Genomic DNA, 17033 nt, shown 5'->3' on the forward strand with positions numbered 1-17033 from the left:
GTCAGCGCGGTGCTTGCGCCGGCACCAGCCGGCTTGACCACAGCGGCTGCCGTGCCAGTTCTGCGGCGGTGACCTCGTCGGCCGTCACGGCGTACTCATTGCTGCTGCGCTCCACGAAATAGGCCGAGCGGTAGCGCTGCAGCAGCCCGCCGAGTGCCCTGCGGGCCTGGCTGGAAGGACCGTTGAAGGTGAGAGTCAGCGTGGTCATGGTCGGGGCTTCCGTGAAGTGAGGCCGACGGGTTGTTGATGTCGGCCCCTCTTTGAACGCTGGCACGGCGGCGCGGTTGACGGGCGAGGTTGATACAGCTTGTGAGCGGCGGGCGCGTCAGGCCAATGGCCGGATGTCATCCAGCGCCTTGGCCTGCGCATCGTGCAGCGCGACGAGGTCCATGAGGTCAGGGGCGTCCTGTCCATCGCCCAGCGTCTCCAGGTAGCGGCAGGCGGCATAGGCCTCAGCCTCGCGTTCGTAGCGCCGTACCCAGGCTTCGCGCTCGGGCAGGCGCTCCGGGCGGATGGGCCAGACGCCTGGGCGCGGCTTGAGGTGGTCGGGGATGCCGATGCGCCAGGGCTTGGCGGTCAGGCGGGCGCGGAAGCAATGCTGGTTCAGGCACATGCGGGCGTAGATGGGGTCGGTGCCGACGGCAGCGAAGAACTCGCGGGTCTGTGCCGCGTCCGCCGTCATGCGGGCATGCGTGGCGATCAGCCGCATGCCCGCCGGTGTGCGGTAGATGCGCAGGCGCCAGTCGGTGTGGCGCGCCATGAAATCCTTGATGCGTTGCAGCGCGCGTTCCTCGCTTGCGTCTGTCCGGCGCTTGGCAAGCCCGTGAGTGAACACGCTGCCGAGCAGGTAGCTGCCGATGGCGCCGATGATGCCCACCACGCCGACACTGAGCGCGAGCAGAACAGCCACGCTCACACCAACCAGCAGCAGTTGCAGGCCCACCCGGAGTGCTGCGGGCGGCTCGGTGCCGAAGTCCACGTCCGCGATCAACAGGTCCGGCACGTTCAGGCAGCGCGCGCCATAGGCATTGCGCGTGATGACCGCCTCGCCATGCCGGGCCAGCACCTCCTCGCGGATGGGCAGGCCCTGGGCGCCGTTGTAGGTCAGCTTCAGGTCACGGCGTGGCACCGCTTCGCCGCTGGCGGCACGCTGTGCCGCCTCGGCCACGCGCAGTTCGGCCTGGGCCTGCGCGTCGGCCGCGCTGGTGTCGGACCAGCCAAAGCGCCGCAACGTGACGTCGCGGCCTTCTTTTGCTCGCGCGGTGGTGCGGGCTTCGGCCCAGAAGCTCGGAACGATCATCGTGTCTCCCTGCGTGCCGCGACTCGCCACGGCACGGGGCGGGAGACTAGCGGATCGCCGTGACCCAGCGCCCGAACCGCGGCGCCATGCGCCAGCCGTCCTCGCCCAGCCAGTCGGCCGCCACCAGCACATGGTGGGCGCGGCCGATGAGCTTCTCGCGTGCCACGGTGCCGATGAAGCGGGAGTCCTCGCTGTTGTCGCGGTTGTCGCCCAGCAGGAAGTAGTGCCCCGCCGGCACCGTCCTCTCGGCGAAGTCGCGCCGCGCGCGCAGCGACGGCAGGAACTGCACGGCGTGCGCTCGCCCGTCGAGGTCCTCGTTGGCGCGCACGGCGTCGACCACCCAGCCGGGCGCGACGGTCTCGCCCTGCGACTGCTTGTCGCTGTAGCTCAGCGGCCGGCCATTCAGGATCAGCACGTCCTCGCGCATGGCGATCCGGTCGCCCGGCAGGCCGACGATGCGCTTGATCAGGCGCGTGCCGCCGGCCGGCGAACTGAGCGTGACGACGTCGCCGCGCTGCGGCTCGCCAAGCGGCAGCAGCACCACGTCGGTCAGCGGCAGCTTGAGGTCGTAGGCCAGCCGGTTGACGAGCACCACGTCGCCCTCCAGCAGCGTGGGCCGCATCGAGCCCGAGGGGATGGGATTCCAGTCGGCCACCGCCGTGCGCAGCAGCGCCAGGCCGAGCAGGAAGACGATGAAGCCGCGGTTGGCCTTGAGGGTGTGGCGGAGGTTTTTCATGCCGCCATGGTGCGAGTGGCGGCGATGGCGCGGCAGGCGCAGCGGGCGAATGGCAGGGTCAGCCGGGCGAATGGTGAATCCGGCGAATGAGCTGCCGACGGCGCGTCGGTTTCAGGCGGCGTCCGCCGTGACGACGCGGTTGCGCCCGGTCGCCTTGGCGCGGTAGAGCGCATCGTCCGCGCGGCGGATGACGGCCTTCAGGTCGAGGTCGGCCGGGCCGTACTCCGACACGCCGATGCTGACCGTCACGCGGATGCCCGAGTTCGACGCCGCCACATGGGTCGCGACGCGCTGGGCCAGCGCCTCGGCGTCGCGCAGCGGCGTGCGCGGCAGCAGCACGCAGAACTCCTCGCCGCCCCAGCGGCCGACGCGGTCGTCGCTGCGCAGCGCGCCGCGCAGGCTGGCCGATATGCCCTGCAGCACATGGTCGCCTTCGGCGTGGCCGTGCTGGTCGTTGATGGCCTTGAAGTGGTCAACGTCCACCATCATCAGCGCGTAGCCCGTCTTGCCCTGCAGCGCGCAGGCGTGTGCGGCTTCAAGCTGCTGCAGCAGGCCGCGGCGGTTCAGCGCGCCGGTCAGCTCGTCGGTCTTGGCCTGCCGGCTGAGCAGGTCCAGCACCCGGCCCAGCACCAGGCGGATGTGGGCCAGGTTGATGAGGCCGCCGACAAAGAGCACGGCAATCGCCAGCGGGATGTTGGCGTGGCCGGGCGCATCGATGGAGATCTTGGTCGTGGCGCCGATGAGCAGGGCCTGCACGCCGCGCACCAGCAGGGCGGCGCCCAGCAGGCTGTAGCCGGCCGCGGCGATGGGCGCGAACAGCGGCGTGGCCGCGCGGCCCAGGCGCCACATCAGGCTGACGCTGGCCAGCATCATGGTGGCGCAGCCAAAGCAGACGACGGCGACGCGCAGGCCGTGGCCGTTTTCGAGCAGGAAGCTCGCGGCAATCGCTGCGGCCGCAAAGGCCAGCCCCAGCGCGTAAGGCCGCCAACCCGGTCGCCGGCCCCAGTGCAGGGCCAGGCCGCGGTGTTCCATCATCGATGCCGCGACGATCAGCAGGTCAGCCAGATTGCGCGGTGCGCTGCCGCTGGGCCAAGGGGGCACGAACAGCGCCAGGCCCATGGCCAGCAGCAGCCAGAACAGTGCGAAATGACCCTCCACCGCCTGCCAGCGCCGCGCCAGGCGCGCCGTCATGGCCCATGCCACCGCATGCACGAAGAACTGCACCGAGACGAGCGCGATCAGCAGGGGTTGCGCGGTCAAGTGAGGGCTTTGCAGGATGACGAAGCCCGCAGTGTGACCCATGACTCGTGTCCCGCGTCTTCGGGCCGAGCGCCGGGCCGCTCCCAAGCCGGCCCACATGGCGATGTGCGAGCGGCTCAATGCCGCGAGCATCGCCGTCCCCTTGGGGGGACCGGCCAGGCTGCCCGCGTTCAGCCGGGCAAGCCTGGGCGAGGGGCCAACATTCAAGCCGGCGGATCCTTCAGGCGCGTGCGCGACACGGCCATCATGATGCCGATGCCGGCGACGATGAGGCAGGCGATGGCCACGTAGGTAGCCGCCAGGCCGGCGCTGATCAGCGCCCAGGCGACGCCGCCAAGCAGCACCGCGAGGCCGAGGATGTAAAGGGCGAAAGACATATCAGCTCCACAGGAGTCGTGTGCGATTGACTCTAGTGGCGCCGCCACCACGCCATGGTCGGACGGGCCTGCACCCGGTCGTAGGCAGCTTCCTACCGACGGGGCTGGCCTGCGCCGGCAGTTGGCGGCCCTGGCGCGGGCTATCGTGCCGCTCATCTGAATCGTTATTGGCGAGGTGGCCATGCTGAGGAACTCGACGCGATCCGAGGTGATCGGCCTGGTGGCCTGGCTGGCGCTCACCTTTGTGGCGGCGGCCGTGGGCGCCATCGCATCCATGGATGCGCCGGCCTTCTACGGCCAGCTTGCCAAGCCCGACTGGGCACCGCCGGCAGGGGTGTTCGGCCCGGTGTGGTCGTTGCTCTACCTGCTGATGGGCGTTGCCGCCTGGCTGGTGTGGCGCGAGCGGCCGTCGCAAAGCGTGGACGGTGCGCTGGGCCTGTACCTCATGCAACTGGTGGCGAACGCGCTTTGGTCGTGGCTGTTCTTCGGCGCGCACCTGGGTGCGCTGGCATTCGCCGACGTGCTGCTGCTGTGGGCCCTCATTGCCATCACCGCGGCCGCCTTCTGGCGCATCCGCCGGCTGGCCGGCCTGCTGCTCGTGCCTTACCTCGCCTGGGTCAGCTTTGCGTCGGCGCTGACGTGGGCGGTCTGGCAGCGCAACCCGGGCCTGCTCTAGGAGCCTGTCGGCCCTCCCGGGGCGCAGGTGCCGTCTACCCCGACGGTAAACTGCCTCGATGCCCGTTCTGCTTGCTCTCGACAGCTCCACCGACACGATGGCCCTGGCCCTCGTGACGCCGGGGCAGACGAAGCTGTTCGAGGCGGCGGGCGGCGCCCAGGCCTCGGCGCGCATGCTGCCCGAGATCAAGGCCTTGCTGGCGGCGGTGGGCGTGACCATGGACGACCTGGACGCCATCGCCTTCGGCCAGGGCCCGGGCGCCTTCACCGGCCTGCGCACGGCCTGCGCGGTGGCCCAGGGCTTGGCTTTTGGCCTGTCCAAGCCCGTGCTGGCCATCGACAGCCTGATGCTGGTGGCCGAGGACGCCCGTGCCCAGGGCGCGGGTGACGACATCTGGGTGGCCATGGACGCGCGCATCGGCGAGATCTACGCGGCGCGCTACCGCTGGGCCGATGGCGCCTGGCAGGTCGTCGAAGCCCCCGCTCTCTACGCCCCGCAGGCACTCACAGCCCATTGGGCCCAGCCGGCCGCCGTGGCCGGGTCGGCGCTGACCGAATATGCCGCCGCGCTGGGCACGGTGGCCAACGCCTGGCCGCACGCCCGCTCGCGCGCCGCCGCGTTGGGCGCCTTGGCGCTCGCCGCTTGGCAGCGCGGCGACACGCTCGACGCCGCTGAGGCCCTGCCGGTCTACGTGCGTGACAAGGTGGCGTTGACGACGGCCGAGCGGGCGGTGAAGGTATGAGCGCCGCGCAGGGCCGCCCCAAGCAAGCTCGCTCCCGCTTGGCGGGACAGGCCGTAGGCCGAAGGGTGCACCAATGAGCGCCCAACTGGACCGCCAGCCACCGCCCTGGGACGCCGACGCGATGCGCGTGCCCGACCTCACCGAGGTCATGGCCGTCGAACGCCAGGCCTACCCGGTGCCGTGGACGCATGGCAACTTCGTCGACTCGCTGGCCGCCGGCTACCCGGCCGAAGTGCTGCGCGGGCCGCGCGCGGAGCTGCTGGGCTACTGGGTCGCCATGCCGGGCGTGGACGAATTGCATCTGCTCAACATCACCGTCGTGCCCGCCTGGCAGGGGCGCGGCCTGGCCGTCGCCATGCTGGACCGGCTGGTGGCCTGCTGCCGCGCGCGCGGCCTGACGCAGCTGTGGCTGGAGGTGCGTGTCGGCAACGAGCGCGCGCGGGACGTCTACCTGCGCTACGGCTTTGCCGAGGTTGGCAGGCGGCGCGCCTACTACCCCGTGCAGCAGGGGCCGCGCGAGGACGCCGTGCTGATGAGCCTCTCCGTGGCGGTCTGACATGAGCTGGGACGAACGCCAGAGGGCCATGCTGGCCGAGATGGGTTTCAAGCTGCCGATGCGCGCGGTGGTTGAGGCCGTCGAGCCTGATGAGCCCGCGGTTGCCGTCATCGAGCGGCCCGCCGTGTCGGCACCGCCTGCGGTCATCTCACGGCCACCGATGGCTGCGCCCTCCCCGGCTCCAGCTCCAGCTCTCCGCCTCGCCCCGGCCCTGCCCGCCACCTTCGCCGGCCTGGACACCCCCGCGCTGCGCGAGGCCGTGTCCACCTGCCGTGCCTGCGGCCTGTGCGAGCAGCGCCGCAATGCCGTCTACGGCAACGGTGCCGTGCAGCAGGCCCAGTGGCTGGTCGTCACCGACCCGCCGGACGACGCCGACGACGCCTCGGGCCAGGCCTTGAGCGGCGACGCCGGCCGGCTGCTGGACCGCATGCTGCTGGCCGCCGGCCAGACGCGGCTGGGCGAGGCGCCGACGGCCTTCGTGACGCCGCTCGTCAAGTGCCGCCCGCCGCGCGGCCGTGCGCCGCAGGTGGCCGAGCTGGATGCCTGCGAGGCCGTGCTGGCCCGCCAGATCGAACTGCTGCAACCGCGCCTAGTGCTGGCGCTGGGCCTGCAGGCTGCACGCCGCCTGACCGGCCTGACCGAGCCGCTCGGCCGGCTGCGTGGCCGCGTGCATGCCTGGCGTGATCTGCCCGTGGTGGTGAGCTACCACCCGGCCTACCTCCTGCGTTCGCCCGCCGACAAGGCCGGCGCCTGGGACGATCTGCGCCTGGCGCTTGCGACCTTGACGACATGACAGTGAACGCGGTCGACATCCTCCGCTCCGTCGAGGCGGCGCGCTTCAAGCTGCTGGCCGACTACCTGCCCGCCTGGATCGCCCTCTACGACTCCAAGACCCAGGTCTGCCTGTTCGCCAACCGCGGCTATGCCGAGGCCTTCGGGGAGACCGAGCAGGGCATCCTGGGCCGGACCTTCGCGCAGATCATCGGCGCCGAGGCGGCGGCACTGATCCAGCCGGCCGTGGACCGCGTGCTCAGCGAGCGCGTCGCGGTCAGCTACGAGCGCGAGCTGCCCGAGGCCGACGGCACGCCCCGCTGGATCGAGGTCCACCTCATCCCGCAGCTGGGCGAGGACGGTGAGCCGGTGGCCAGCTGCGTGCTGGTCAACGACATCACCAAGCACCGCCTGGCCGAGCGCCAGCTGCGCGAGTCCGAGGCGCGGCTGGACAAGTTCATGCTGGCCACCGTCGAGGGCATCCTCTTCCACAGGGACGGCATCACGACGGACGTGAACCCGCCCTGCTGCGAGCTGGTCGGCTACACGCTGGAGGAGATGGTGGGCCGGCATGTGCTGTCCTTCATCGCCGCCGACGAGCTGCCCAAGGTCAAGGAGGTCATGCGCCAGGGCAAGGAGCTGCGCTACGAGACGGCGGTGACGCACAAGGACGGCACGCGCATCCCGGTCGAGTTCATCGTGCGCACGCTGGAGCGCGACGGCGAGAAGCTGCGCATGACCATCGTGCGCGACATCCGCGACCGCCTCGCCAGCGCCGCCCGCATCCAGCACCTGGCCCACCACGACGCGCTGACCGGCCTGCTCAACCGCGCCGCCTTCATGGACCGCATGGCCCTGCTGCTCAAGCATGCCGAGCGCAAGGGCGAGATGCTGGCGCTGCTGTTCATCGACCTGGACAACTTCAAGCGCGTCAACGACTCGCTGGGTCATCTGGAGGGCGACAGCGTGCTGACGACGGTGTCCGAGCGCCTGGTGGGCGCGCTGCGCGGCAGCGATCTCATCGGCCGCTTCGGCGGCGACGAGTTCGTCGTGCTGCTGAGCGACCTGGAGACGCGCGCCGACATCGTCGTCGTGCTGGAGGCGCTGCTGTCGGTTGTCGAGGTGCCCGTCAAGGCCGACGGCCGGGCGCTGTCGGTCACGCCGTCCATCGGTGTGGCCGTCTTCCCGCAGGACGGCCGGCAGGCCGAGGAACTGATCCAGCACGCCGACACGGCCATGTACCGCGCCAAGGCCCGCGGCCGCGCGACCTACCAGTTCTTCGAGCCGGCGCTGGCCGAGACGGCCCTGCGCGACCTGGTGCTGGAGGCCGAGCTCGCGCAGGGCCTGACGCGCAACGAGTTCGAGCTCTTCTTCCAGCCCCAGGTCGATTCAGCCACGGGCCAGCTTTCCGGGGCCGAGGCGCTGCTGCGCTGGCGCCACCCGCAGCGCGGCCTGTTGAGCCCCGACACCTTCATCTTCGTCGCCGAGCGCCACCGCCTGATGTTGGCGTTGGGCGAGTGGGTCATGCGCGAGGCCGCCGTCACCGCGCGGCGCTGGCGCGAGCAGGGCATGACCAGCGCACACGGGCCAATGCGCATCGCCGTCAACCTGTCGCGCATGCAGTTCCACCTCGACGGTTTTGCCGACACGGTCAAGCGCGTGCTGACCGAGACCGGCGCCAAGGGCCAGTGGCTGGAGCTGGAGCTGACCGAGCGCATGCTCATTGAGGACATCGAGCACGCGCCCGCCACGCTGGCCCAGCTGCGCGCCATGGGCTTGACCGTGTCGGTCGACGATTTCGGCACCGGCTACACCTCGCTGGCCCACCTGACCGAGCTGCCGCTGGACAAGCTCAAGATCGACCAGAGCTTCACCATGCGCCTGCCCGACGACGTCGGCGCCCAGGCCATCACCCGCGCCATCGTGCAGATGGCGGTGGGCCTGGGCCTGACCGTCACGGCCGAGGGCGTGCGCACGGCGGCGCAGTGGCAGCTGCTGGCGAGCTGGGGCTGCCAGCAGCTGCAGGGCGAGCTGGTGGGCCTGCCGATGCCGGCGGCGGACTTCGAGGCCTGGGTGAAGGCCAGATGAATCTGGCCGAGCGCATCCATGCCGAGATCGCCTCTGCCGGCGGCTGGCTGCCGTTTGACCGCTTCATGGCCATGGCGCTCTACGAGCCGGGCCTGGGCTATTACGCCGGTGGCCGGCGCAAGTTTGGCCAGATGCCCAGCGAGGGCTCGGACTTCGTCACCGCGCCCGAGATGTCTCCGCTGTTCGGCCGCGCGCTGGCGCGTCAGCTCAAGCAGGCGCTTGCAGTCAGCGGCTGCGGCGAAGTCATGGAGTTCGGCGCCGGCTCGGGGGCACTCGCCGCCCAACTCATCGCTGAGCTGGATGCGCTGGACGCGGGCCTGGTGCGCTACCGCATCGTCGAGCTGTCGGCCGAGCTGCGCGAGCGCCAGCGCGAACGGCTAAGCCACTGGGGTGAGCGTGTCGAATGGCTGGACACGCTGCCCGAGCAGATCGAGGCCGTCGTCATCGGCAACGAGGTGCTGGACGCGATGCCCGTGCAGCTCGTGGCCTTCGACGGCCAGGTCTGGCGCGAGCGCGGTGTCATCTCCGCCGCCGAGGGCTTCGCCTTCGCGGACCGCGACAGCCACCTGCGCCCGCCGCTGGAAACCGGCCTGGTGCCCGGCACCGTCACCGAGATCCACCCGCAGGCCGAGGCGTTCACGCGCACGCTGGCCCGCTCGCTCAAGCGCGGCGCGGCCTTCTTCATCGACTACGGCTTCCCCGAGACCGAGTACTACCACCCGCAGCGCCACGGCGGCACGCTGATGTGCCACCAGGCCCACCTGGCCGACGCCGACCCGCTGGTGGTCGTGGGCGACAAGGACATCACGGCCCACATCAACTTCACCGGCATTGCGCTGGCGGGTCAGGACGCCGGCCTGGTCGTGCTGGGCTATACCAGCCAGGCCAACTTTCTGCTCAACTGCGGCATCGCCGAGCTGCTGACCGGCGCGTCACTGGGTGAGCGGGCCATGGCCCACCGCCTGCTGGCCGAGCACGAGATGGGCGAGCTGTTCAAGGTGGTCGGCTTCGCGCCGCTGAATGCGCCGTTCGACGCGATTGGTTTTGAACGCGGGGACCGTTCGCACAAACTCTGAGGAGTTGTGAATGAAGGCTTGGCTGTTGTTGATGTTGTGCGCCGGACCGGCGCTGGCCGAGGACATAACGGTGGCACGCAGCCTCGCGGCCACCTGCGCCAACTGCCACGGCACTCACGGCCGACCGCGCGGCCCGGCCATGCCACCGCTGGCCGGCATGAAGGCCGAGGTGATGCTGGAGGCGCTGGCCGACTACCGCAGTGGCCGCCAGCCGGGCACGGTCATGCCGCAGATCGTCAAGGGCTACACCGAGGCCCAGTTGCGCCTGGTGGCGGCCTACTTTGCTGCGCAGGCCAAGCCATGATCGCGCGGCGCCAACTCATCGCGGCGGGCGGCCTGGCGCTGGTGGGCTGCGCGACGCCAACGACCAGCCTCGGCCGCGTCGTCGTCGTGGGTGGTGGCTTTGGCGGCGCGACGGCGGCGCGCTACCTCAAGCTCTGGGGCGGCGCGGATGTCGACGTCACGCTGGTGGAGCGCAACGAGGGCTTCATCTCCTGCCCCATGTCCAACCTCGTCATCGCCGGCGTGCGCGACGCCATCAGCATCGGCCAAGGCTATGCCGGCCTGGAGGCGCAAGGCGTGAAGCGCGTGCGCGGCGAGGTCGTGGCCATCGATCCTTCGGCCAAGTCGGTCCGCCTGGCCGATGGCACGACGCTGCGCTGGGACCGCCTCATCCTCGCGCCCGGCGTCGACTTCATGCTCGACGGCATTCCCGGCCTGGCGGCGGCCTACGACAGCGGCCGCGCCGTCCATGCCTGGAAGGCCGGCCTGCAGACGCTGGCGCTGCGCCGCCAGCTGCAGGACCTGCCCGATGGCGGCGTCGTGCTGATGAGCATCCCCAAGGCACCCTACCGCTGCCCACCGGGGCCCTACGAGCGCGCCTGCCTGATCGCCTCGTTCCTGCGTCGCGCCAAGCCGCGCGCCAAGCTGCTGGTGCTGGACGCCAACCCCGAGGTGCAGAGCAAGAAGGCGCTGTTCGAGCGCGCGTTTGCGCAGCATCACGCCGGGGTGCTGGAGTACCGGCCCAATGCCGAGCTGAAGGAAGTGGCCGGCGGCGTCGCGCGCTTCGAGTTCGAGGACATCAAGGCCGACGTGCTGAACCTGATCCCGCCGCAACGCGCCGGTGATCTGGTCAAGGACTTCGCCAACGTGAACGGTCGGTGGGTGGGCGTCGACTGGCTGACGATGCAGGCGCAGGCCGCGCCCGGCGTGCACGTCGTTGGCGACGCCATCCTGTCGGCCCCCGGCATGCCCAAGTCCGGCCACCTGGCCAACCAGCAGGCCAAGCTCGCGGCGGCGGCCGTGCTGGCGCTGCTGCAGGGCGAGGCGGTGAACCCGGCGCCGGTGGTGATGAACACCTGCTACAGCTTCGTCACGCCGGCCGAGGCCATGCATGTGGCCTCGGTCCACCAGTACGACGCGGTGGAGAAGACGATGAAGACGGTGCCGGGCTCGGGCGGTGTGTCGGCCGCCGCCAGCGCGGCCGAGGCGGCCTATGCGCTGGGCTGGGCCGACAACATCTGGACCGACACGCTCGGGTTGTGAATCACCAACTGCCGGTGTTGGGCATGGACGCCCAGGGCTCGGCCGGTGCCAGGGCCGGGCCGTGCTGCAGCAGCTCGATGGAGATGCCGTCCGGTGAGCGCACGAAGGCCATGCGGCCGTCGCGCGGCGGACGGTTGATGAGGACGCCGTGGTCCATCAGCTTCTGGCAGGCGGCATAGATGTCGTCCACCGCATAGGCCAGGTGGCCGAAGTTGCGGCCACCGGTGTAGGCCTCGGCCTTGCCGTCGGCATCGGGCCAGTTGTAGGTCAGCTCGACTTGCGCGTCATCATCCCCGGGCGCGGCCAGGTAGACCAGCGTGAAGCGGCCGCCCGCGTGCTCGGAGCGCTTGACCTCGTGCAGGCCGAGGGCGTCGCGGTAAAAGCGCATTGACGCATCGAGATCTTCGACGCGGACCATGGTGTGAAGGTATTTCATGCGCGCATTTTCACGGTTGCCGCTGCCCGCGTCAGGGCCGGTAGAAATAGGGAATGCCGCAGAGCAGGACGCCCATGCCCACCAGCAACCAGACGTTGGCAATGAAGTAGGGGAACACCATCAGCGCCAGGCCGCAGCACAGCGGCACCCAGGCGCGCTGCTTCTTGCCGTAGATGAAGAAGCCTGCGCCGATGGAGCCGAACAGAAGTCCCCAGAGCAGGGTGGAGGTGTCCATCGACGCTGTTCCGGTCAGCGCGGCGGCTGAGGCTGTTCGCCCGGGGGCTTGGGGAAGCGCGGCTTTCTGCCGAGGCCGCGCACCCATGCCGGGCACTTGCCGTCGCCCGCGCCGCCAAAGCCGCCGGAGGGCGAGCAGATGAAGCGGCCCTCGGCGTCGTAGAGCGGATTGAACTGGTCGCAGCACATCGGCGTGAAGAGATAGACCGGCCGGTCATCCGGGCCCACGAAGGACGTCACGTCTTGCACGCGCGGCCGGGCATCGGCCTCGAAGGCGCGGATGCGCTCGCGGACGGCGGCGTTGGGCGCGGCCGTGGACAAGGGCGCCGGCTCGCCGAACTCGACGGCGCTGCAGGCCGCAGCGGCCAACGCCAGGGTGACGCTGACGCCGACGGCAATGCCGGCGTACCAGCGGGCATTCGGAGTGAACTTGGGCATGCGCATGGCCGCGCAGTATGCCGACGTCAGTGGCCGGCTGCCACCTGCTCGGCATGGGCCTTCATCGCCTGCAGGCCCGCGTCGATCATGGCGGCGACGGCCGGCGCCAGCGCGTGGGGCAGCAGATCGGCGATCCAGACCACGCGGCAGCGCGAGCCGCCCTCATCAAAGATCTGCGTTGATGCGTTGTGGTGAGTGAGCCGTCCGCCAACGGCCGACCAGGCGATGCGGCGGGTGTCGTCGTTGATGTCGATGATGAGTTCGCGTGCCGTCATTCCGTTGGCGAAGCGGAGCTGGCGGGCTTCGTCGCCATCCATCGTGCATTCGGTGATGAAGGCCGGCGCGAGGCGGGTGTGCAGGGCGCCGGGGTCGCGCATCGCATCCCAGAGGGTGGCGGCGGAGACGTCGACGAGGATTTCGCGGTGGATGGAGGCCATGGCCGTCTCCCGAGTGGAGTGTTCATTCTGACCAGCGCGGCGGCGTATGCTGGCCGGAATCGGACATCTCCATCGCCGAATCCAGGCTCAGTAATCCAGCCACTCCATCGGCGCGACGAGTGCACCACCGCGGATGCGCTCCAGCGTGCCCGTCAGCACGTCGATGTTGTTGTCGAAGCTGCCGTGGCTGGCGGCGATCTGCTTGCCGGTCTTGGTGGTACGCACTGTGGGCGCCGTGACCTTGTGCAGCAGGTCGCCCGCAGGCCACAACTTGCGCCAAGCCGCGATGTCCTGGCGGGCCTGGCCGTCGGCCCATTGGTCGCCGGCCCACAGCGGGTCGCTCGCCACCAGCGCGCGCTCCATGCCCAGCAACGGCTGCTTGCGGATGTCGTCCAGCGCACGCGACACGAGGTAGAGCAGGGACTTGCCGTAGATGTCGTGCTCGGCATTGGGCAGGCCGTCGGCGCGCTCGTTGCTGTCGGTCAGCACATGCAGGCGCAGGTCCTTGAGCGACAGCGCGCCGGCTTGGCTGGCGGCGCCGTAGTGCTGCACGGCGAAGGCGCTGGAGCAGGCGGCTGCGTACAGCTCGCAGCTGGCGGCCTGCACCGTGTCGGGCCCGCTAAGGCGACCCAGCAGGTGGCCCAGCAGGATGGAGCCGGCCGAGTGGCCGACGAGGTGGACCTCCAGCGTCTTGCCGTTCTTGGCCAGCGAGTCGCGCAGCTCGCGCAGCAGGCGGGCGGTGAGGTCCAGCACATGGTCGGCCGTCTCGCCGCCTGCGGCGTTCTCGCGCATCTCGCTCCAGATGCCGCGGGCGAACTGGCGGCCCACGGCCTCGATGGCGCGGTCCTTGGCCTCGGCCACCGCCTCGCGCAGTCGGTCCAGCCAGCCTTCGCTGCGGTCGCCGTCGATGACGCGGTGGGCGAGGTCCTCGACCATGTCCATCAGCGTCTCGCCCGGGCCGGTCTTCCAGGTGAAGAACAGCGGGTAGATGCCGTTGGCCAGAAAGTAGGGCGCCATCACACGGATGCGCTGGACGGAACCGATCTCGGAGTTCAGGCCGCCGTGGGCGTAGAGGGCGAGCTTGACGACCTTGTCCTTGCGGCCCTTGCACCAGGCCAGCGGGCGCTCCACTACCAGCTCGCGCGCCAGGCCCACGCGGTCATCGCGGGCGCGGGTGAAGTCCGTGGACATCAACTGGCCGTTGTTGCCCGAGACCAGCGTGTGCGTGTAGGCCTCGTCGGTGCGCAGCGGCTGGTAGGGCTTGTGCTCGAACGGGTGGTTGAAGGGCCAGGGGTCGTCCTGCGGGTTATCGCCCACGCACAGCGTGGCGGCGACATCGCTGAGGCCGCGGCCGGCCATGACGCGAAAGCCACCGACCGCCTGCGCGGCCCCCCTGCCAGGCTTGCCAGCCTTGGCGGCCACCGGCTGGCGCGACAGCATGTCAGACAGGTCCTGCGGCACGCCCAGGGCCACGGCCCAAGCGTCGGTGCCGTTGGTGACCCAGTCTTCATACGGCAGCACCGCGAAGCCGCTGGCGCCCCAGCCGGTGCCCCAGCTGTTCTGCACGACGAAGCCGCGCTCGTTGAAGCCGACCAGTGCGAAGGCATGGCCGCCGGTCTTGCTCGTCATGCGCGCAATGCGCGGCAGCTTGTCGTGGCTGGCCGGCATGGGCGACTCGTCCAGGGTCCAGCCGTCATGCACGTCGCCCGACACGTAGACGGCGCCGATCTCGTAGATGGCTGCCTGCATGTCGACGACGCTCTTCTTGTCGACGCGGTAGTAGACGCCGAGCGGTCGCCGCGTCGCATCCTCGTCCCAGCCGGCCGAGGGGCGCTGGAAGACGCCGCCGCCGTTGGCGTCCAGCGGGTAGGGCCAGAGCGTGGACGAGCAGACGCCGTGCTTGTGCCAGCCCTTGAGCGCACCGCGGCAGGACGAGCCCTCGTAGTCCTGGCCCGGCCATTCGTCATACAGCTTGGCCAGCTCGTAGAACATGCGCGGGCTGACGGCGTCGGGCAGCTTGACGCGCGGCGCGTCGAGGTGGCGCAGCCAGTAGAGGTAGTTGGTCACGCAGGCCAGGCCGAAGCCGGTGCAGGCGCCCTCGTTGCCCTGGTTGAGGATGCGGCCGGACTTGACGTAGGCCGGCAGCAGCTTCTTCAGGTCGGCGTCCTGCGGCCAGCGGGCCGGCAGCGAGCGCAGCGGCGCGCGGTAGACGAGGTCGCGCAGGTCCAGCCGGTCGGGGCGGGCGTCGAGCTTGGGAGCGGGGACGGCGTTGGCCGTGGCCTTCTTCGCTGTGGTCTTCGCTGCGGCGGGCTTCTTGGTCTTGGTGGCCATGGGGGTCTCCTGCTGATCGGCGGATCATGGCCCGCCGACTGGCGCCGGGACAAGCAGGTTGGCCCGATTGATCCCCATGTTGAAGGACGCCGCTGGCGGGTACAAGCCGGCCGATGAGCCGCCCCATCCGGCCGTCGCTGCTGCGCGGGTTTGAGTAGCGTATCGGGGCGAAACCTAAATACTTCTGCGGGTGACAGGACCTCGGCCCGGCGCGAGGCTGCACCCGCGATTCACGGGAGGAGTTCGAGATGTGTGATGTCAAGCAATCGCTGCGCTGCGTCGTCGGCTGGGGGCTTTCGGTCTCGCTGGGGCTGGCCGTGTGCCTGCCGGCGCAGGCCGTCAGCCCCGACCTTGCGCGGGCGGAACTCGGCAAGCTGCAGCAGCGCGTGCGCACCCTGCTGGAACAGGGAAGCCAACATGCAGCCAATTGCGACCGGGCCAAGGCAGGGCGCAAGGCGGCCGATGACGACCTGCTCGCGGCGGATGTCGCGAATGACGTTGACTTTGCCAAGATGACGCGGGCCGCTCAGCGGGCCCAGCAGCAGGAGGGCGCGGACTGTGCGCTCAAGACCATGCACGAGGACCGGCTGGACGTGGCGCGTGGGCTGCTGCGCCAGGCGGCGATCGCCTTCGAGCATTGCCGCACGGACGAGAAGCCCGAAGACAAGGCAGCGGCTTGCGAGCGCACGGAAACGCTGGCGTCGGACGTGGCGCGCGCCGGCGCATCGGGCGACAAGGCAGCCTCCGTCATCGCGGCGGCCCAGACGGCGCAAGGCAGCGCCACGCAGTTGAAGAAGGACGCGGAGAAGGCCTTCGAGACGGGCGACAAGGCCGTCGGCCGTGCACTGGCGGAGTACGACAAGCACCCGACGGCCGAGACGGCCAAGGTCCTGCAGGCGGCGCAACGTTCGCGGGAGCGGTCGCTGGACGTGTACGACGCGTCGCAGCACGTGCAGACCATTGCCAACCAGCTCGCGGCAGACGGGCTGGCGCTGGCCAAGTGCAAGGCGCAGACGCCGCCTTGCCCCGAAGACGACCCCGAGGTGAAGTTGCGCGTCGAGCGCGGCTTGGCGCTGGCCGATGACATGGCCCAGCGCAAGTCGGATTCGAAGCGTGCGTTCTCCGAGACCAAGCTGGCCGCCTTCACCATCGAGCCGGCCGTGTTGCGGGCGCCTGACAACCAGAAGGACGACGCGCTCGCCTTCCTCAAGCTCATCGACAGCAACCCCGATGTGAGCAGCCTGTTCGGCGGCGAGGCGATCAGGCTGTCCGCCGGCAAGAAGGGCGGCGAGGCTTCGATCCGCGTGGACCTGGACCGCTTCGTCAGCAACCCGACGAAGGACTTCTCGCTGATCCTGACCGCCCCGGTGGGCGAAGGCAGCTCCACGGCGCTGTACGACAGCGGTGACGGGGTCACGTCGGGGGCCACCGCGACCTTGGCCTACCGTTTCCTGCCGCGTCTGCTGAAGGAGGGGCGCCTGCTGCCCTACCTCTATCAATTCGGCGTGCAGGCCAGCCTCGGCTACGCGGCGCACAGCTACCGGAGCGCGGATGACATTACGCAGACGATGAAGAAGCGGTCCAAGCCCTGGTCGCTGGGCGGGCAGGTCATCTACGCCAACACCAAGGCAACGCTGCTGCACCAGCTCGGCGTCAACTACAAGGTCGAGACCAGCTATGCGGACGGCGTCACCAAGCTCACGCGTTGCCCGCTCGTCCCCACAGGCCAGACCTCGGCGGCCTGCGTGAATGCGTATTTCCAGCCGCCCGAGCAGCGCGCCGGCTGGGAGCTGAGCTACAACGTGCGCTTCAAGGCCGGAGGCGCGGCGCTCTCGCCGTCATTCACCTACGACCGGCGCACGAACGTGAAGTCCTATGAGCTGCCGATCTACCTGATCGGTGACGTCGAGAAGAAGTCGCTGACCGCCGGCGTCTCGTTGCTGCACAGCAGTTCGGGCAAGGACGACATTGCCGCCAAGTCGGCGATCCGGCTCTTCGTCAGCTCACCGTTCTCGCTGTTCGGCGACTGA

The 17033-nt window shown here is 70.1% G+C and carries 19 protein-coding genes; 9 read left to right on the forward strand and 10 right to left on the reverse strand.

What is annotated here, in order from left to right; genetic code table 11:
* Window position 1 precedes the first annotated feature (1 nt).
* From ACXRVZ_RS12460 to ACXRVZ_RS12480, 5 genes are all read right to left on the reverse strand, one after another.
* Window positions 2-208, reverse strand: a complete 207-nt coding sequence (locus ACXRVZ_RS12460) for a hypothetical protein (protein ID WP_457422234.1) — start codon at window positions 206-208, stop codon at window positions 2-4.
* 117 nt (window positions 209-325) lie between these two features.
* A complete protein-coding gene (locus tag ACXRVZ_RS12465) occupies window positions 326-1300 on the reverse strand; it encodes a hypothetical protein (RefSeq protein WP_457422236.1) in 975 nt (324 codons plus the stop codon).
* A 46-nt stretch (window positions 1301-1346) separates the two neighbouring features.
* Window positions 1347-2036 carry a signal peptidase I gene (gene lepB, locus ACXRVZ_RS12470; protein ID WP_457422238.1) on the reverse strand — a complete coding sequence of 230 codons (690 nt, stop codon included), beginning with the start codon at window positions 2034-2036 and terminating at the stop codon, window positions 1347-1349.
* A gap of 111 nt (window positions 2037-2147) precedes the next feature.
* Window positions 2148-3296 carry a diguanylate cyclase gene (locus ACXRVZ_RS12475; RefSeq protein WP_458232441.1) on the reverse strand — a complete coding sequence of 383 codons (1149 nt, stop codon included), beginning with the start codon at window positions 3294-3296 and terminating at the stop codon, window positions 2148-2150.
* Window positions 3297-3499: 203 nt separating this feature from the next.
* Window positions 3500-3673, reverse strand: coding sequence for a hypothetical protein (locus ACXRVZ_RS12480; protein WP_457422242.1), 174 nt, complete (start codon window positions 3671-3673; stop codon window positions 3500-3502).
* A 181-nt stretch (window positions 3674-3854) separates the two neighbouring features.
* Here ACXRVZ_RS12480 and ACXRVZ_RS12485 point away from each other — a divergent pair, with 181 nt between their 5' ends.
* From ACXRVZ_RS12485 to ACXRVZ_RS12520, 8 genes are all read left to right on the forward strand, one after another.
* The gene (locus ACXRVZ_RS12485) at window positions 3855-4349 is read left to right on the forward strand and encodes a TspO/MBR family protein (protein ID WP_457422244.1); all 495 of its coding nucleotides are present in this window, start codon (window positions 3855-3857) and stop codon (window positions 4347-4349) included.
* Window positions 4350-4407: 58 nt separating this feature from the next.
* A complete protein-coding gene (gene tsaB / locus ACXRVZ_RS12490) occupies window positions 4408-5091 on the forward strand; it encodes a tRNA (adenosine(37)-N6)-threonylcarbamoyltransferase complex dimerization subunit type 1 TsaB (RefSeq protein WP_457422246.1) in 684 nt (227 codons plus the stop codon).
* Between the two features lie 73 nt (window positions 5092-5164).
* Window positions 5165-5647, forward strand: coding sequence for a ribosomal protein S18-alanine N-acetyltransferase (gene rimI, locus ACXRVZ_RS12495; protein ID WP_457422248.1), 483 nt, complete (start codon window positions 5165-5167; stop codon window positions 5645-5647).
* 1 nt (window position 5648) lies between these two features.
* Window positions 5649-6440, forward strand: coding sequence for a uracil-DNA glycosylase (locus ACXRVZ_RS12500; protein WP_457422250.1), 792 nt, complete (start codon window positions 5649-5651; stop codon window positions 6438-6440).
* Window positions 6437-8506 (forward strand): putative bifunctional diguanylate cyclase/phosphodiesterase, encoded by a 2070-nt coding sequence (locus tag ACXRVZ_RS12505; protein WP_457422252.1) that lies wholly within the window; start codon window positions 6437-6439, stop codon window positions 8504-8506. Before ACXRVZ_RS12500 ends, ACXRVZ_RS12505 begins: the two co-directional genes overlap by 4 nt.
* Window positions 8503-9582 carry a class I SAM-dependent methyltransferase gene (locus ACXRVZ_RS12510; RefSeq protein WP_457422254.1) on the forward strand — a complete coding sequence of 360 codons (1080 nt, stop codon included), beginning with the start codon at window positions 8503-8505 and terminating at the stop codon, window positions 9580-9582. The genes ACXRVZ_RS12505 and ACXRVZ_RS12510 overlap by 4 nt, the downstream gene beginning before the upstream one ends.
* Before the next feature lie 10 nt (window positions 9583-9592).
* Entirely contained in the window at window positions 9593-9886 is a 294-nt protein-coding gene (locus tag ACXRVZ_RS12515; RefSeq protein WP_457422256.1) for a c-type cytochrome, read from the forward strand.
* Complete coding sequence (locus ACXRVZ_RS12520) at window positions 9883-11127, forward strand: FCSD flavin-binding domain-containing protein (protein ID WP_457422258.1); 1245 nt, start codon at window positions 9883-9885, stop codon at window positions 11125-11127. The genes ACXRVZ_RS12515 and ACXRVZ_RS12520 overlap by 4 nt, the downstream gene beginning before the upstream one ends.
* 1 nt (window position 11128) lies before the next feature.
* Here the strand turns inward: ACXRVZ_RS12520 and ACXRVZ_RS12525 are convergent, their stop codons facing one another.
* The 5 genes from ACXRVZ_RS12525 to ACXRVZ_RS12545 all read right to left on the reverse strand — a co-directional run bounded on the left by ACXRVZ_RS12525 (window position 11129) and on the right by ACXRVZ_RS12545 (window position 15003).
* Window positions 11129-11563, reverse strand: a complete 435-nt coding sequence (locus ACXRVZ_RS12525) for a VOC family protein (protein ID WP_457422260.1) — start codon at window positions 11561-11563, stop codon at window positions 11129-11131.
* Between the two features lie 31 nt (window positions 11564-11594).
* On the reverse strand, window positions 11595-11798 hold the full coding sequence (locus tag ACXRVZ_RS12530) for a hypothetical protein (protein ID WP_457422262.1): 204 nt from the start codon (window positions 11796-11798) through the stop codon (window positions 11595-11597).
* 14 nt (window positions 11799-11812) lie between these two features.
* A complete protein-coding gene (locus tag ACXRVZ_RS12535; RefSeq protein ID WP_457422264.1) occupies window positions 11813-12235 on the reverse strand; it encodes a DUF6970 domain-containing protein in 423 nt (140 codons plus the stop codon).
* Window positions 12236-12261: 26 nt separating this feature from the next.
* On the reverse strand, window positions 12262-12672 hold the full coding sequence (locus ACXRVZ_RS12540) for an SRPBCC family protein (protein WP_457422266.1): 411 nt from the start codon (window positions 12670-12672) through the stop codon (window positions 12262-12264).
* Between the two features lie 87 nt (window positions 12673-12759).
* Window positions 12760-15003 (reverse strand): C1 family peptidase, encoded by a 2244-nt coding sequence (locus ACXRVZ_RS12545; RefSeq protein WP_457422268.1) that lies wholly within the window; start codon window positions 15001-15003, stop codon window positions 12760-12762.
* Window positions 15004-15251: 248 nt separating this feature from the next.
* On the opposite strand from ACXRVZ_RS12545, the gene ACXRVZ_RS12550 reads away from it, so the two are divergent.
* Window positions 15252-17033: a hypothetical protein gene (locus ACXRVZ_RS12550; protein ID WP_457422270.1), complete on the forward strand. Its 1782-nt coding sequence runs from the start codon at window positions 15252-15254 to the stop codon at window positions 17031-17033.

The sequence above is a fragment of the Roseateles sp. P5_E8 genome (assembly GCF_054177665.1).

Coding starts and splice junctions, on each gene's coding strand:
- ACXRVZ_RS12525 (WP_457422260.1), bottom strand. CDS start 11,563: ATGAAATACCTTCACACCATGGTCCGCGTCGAAGATCTCGATGCGTCA.
- ACXRVZ_RS12545 (WP_457422268.1), bottom strand. CDS start 15,003: ATGGCCACCAAGACCAAGAAGCCCGCCGCAGCGAAGACCACAGCGAAG.
- ACXRVZ_RS12505 (WP_457422252.1), top strand. CDS start 6,437: ATGACAGTGAACGCGGTCGACATCCTCCGCTCCGTCGAGGCGGCGCGC.
- ACXRVZ_RS12530 (WP_457422262.1), bottom strand. CDS start 11,798: ATGGACACCTCCACCCTGCTCTGGGGACTTCTGTTCGGCTCCATCGGC.
- ACXRVZ_RS12465 (WP_457422236.1), bottom strand. CDS start 1,300: ATGATCGTTCCGAGCTTCTGGGCCGAAGCCCGCACCACCGCGCGAGCA.
- ACXRVZ_RS12480 (WP_457422242.1), bottom strand. CDS start 3,673: ATGTCTTTCGCCCTTTACATCCTCGGCCTCGCGGTGCTGCTTGGCGGC.
- ACXRVZ_RS12460 (WP_457422234.1), bottom strand. CDS start 208: ATGACCACGCTGACTCTCACCTTCAACGGTCCTTCCAGCCAGGCCCGC.
- ACXRVZ_RS12520 (WP_457422258.1), top strand. CDS start 9,883: ATGATCGCGCGGCGCCAACTCATCGCGGCGGGCGGCCTGGCGCTGGTG.
- ACXRVZ_RS12550 (WP_457422270.1), top strand. CDS start 15,252: ATGTGTGATGTCAAGCAATCGCTGCGCTGCGTCGTCGGCTGGGGGCTT.
- ACXRVZ_RS12500 (WP_457422250.1), top strand. CDS start 5,649: ATGAGCTGGGACGAACGCCAGAGGGCCATGCTGGCCGAGATGGGTTTC.
- ACXRVZ_RS12515 (WP_457422256.1), top strand. CDS start 9,593: ATGAAGGCTTGGCTGTTGTTGATGTTGTGCGCCGGACCGGCGCTGGCC.
- ACXRVZ_RS12485 (WP_457422244.1), top strand. CDS start 3,855: ATGCTGAGGAACTCGACGCGATCCGAGGTGATCGGCCTGGTGGCCTGG.
- ACXRVZ_RS12540 (WP_457422266.1), bottom strand. CDS start 12,672: ATGGCCTCCATCCACCGCGAAATCCTCGTCGACGTCTCCGCCGCCACC.
- rimI (WP_457422248.1), top strand. CDS start 5,165: ATGAGCGCCCAACTGGACCGCCAGCCACCGCCCTGGGACGCCGACGCG.
- lepB (WP_457422238.1), bottom strand. CDS start 2,036: ATGAAAAACCTCCGCCACACCCTCAAGGCCAACCGCGGCTTCATCGTC.
- ACXRVZ_RS12535 (WP_457422264.1), bottom strand. CDS start 12,235: ATGCCCAAGTTCACTCCGAATGCCCGCTGGTACGCCGGCATTGCCGTC.
- tsaB (WP_457422246.1), top strand. CDS start 4,408: ATGCCCGTTCTGCTTGCTCTCGACAGCTCCACCGACACGATGGCCCTG.
- ACXRVZ_RS12510 (WP_457422254.1), top strand. CDS start 8,503: ATGAATCTGGCCGAGCGCATCCATGCCGAGATCGCCTCTGCCGGCGGC.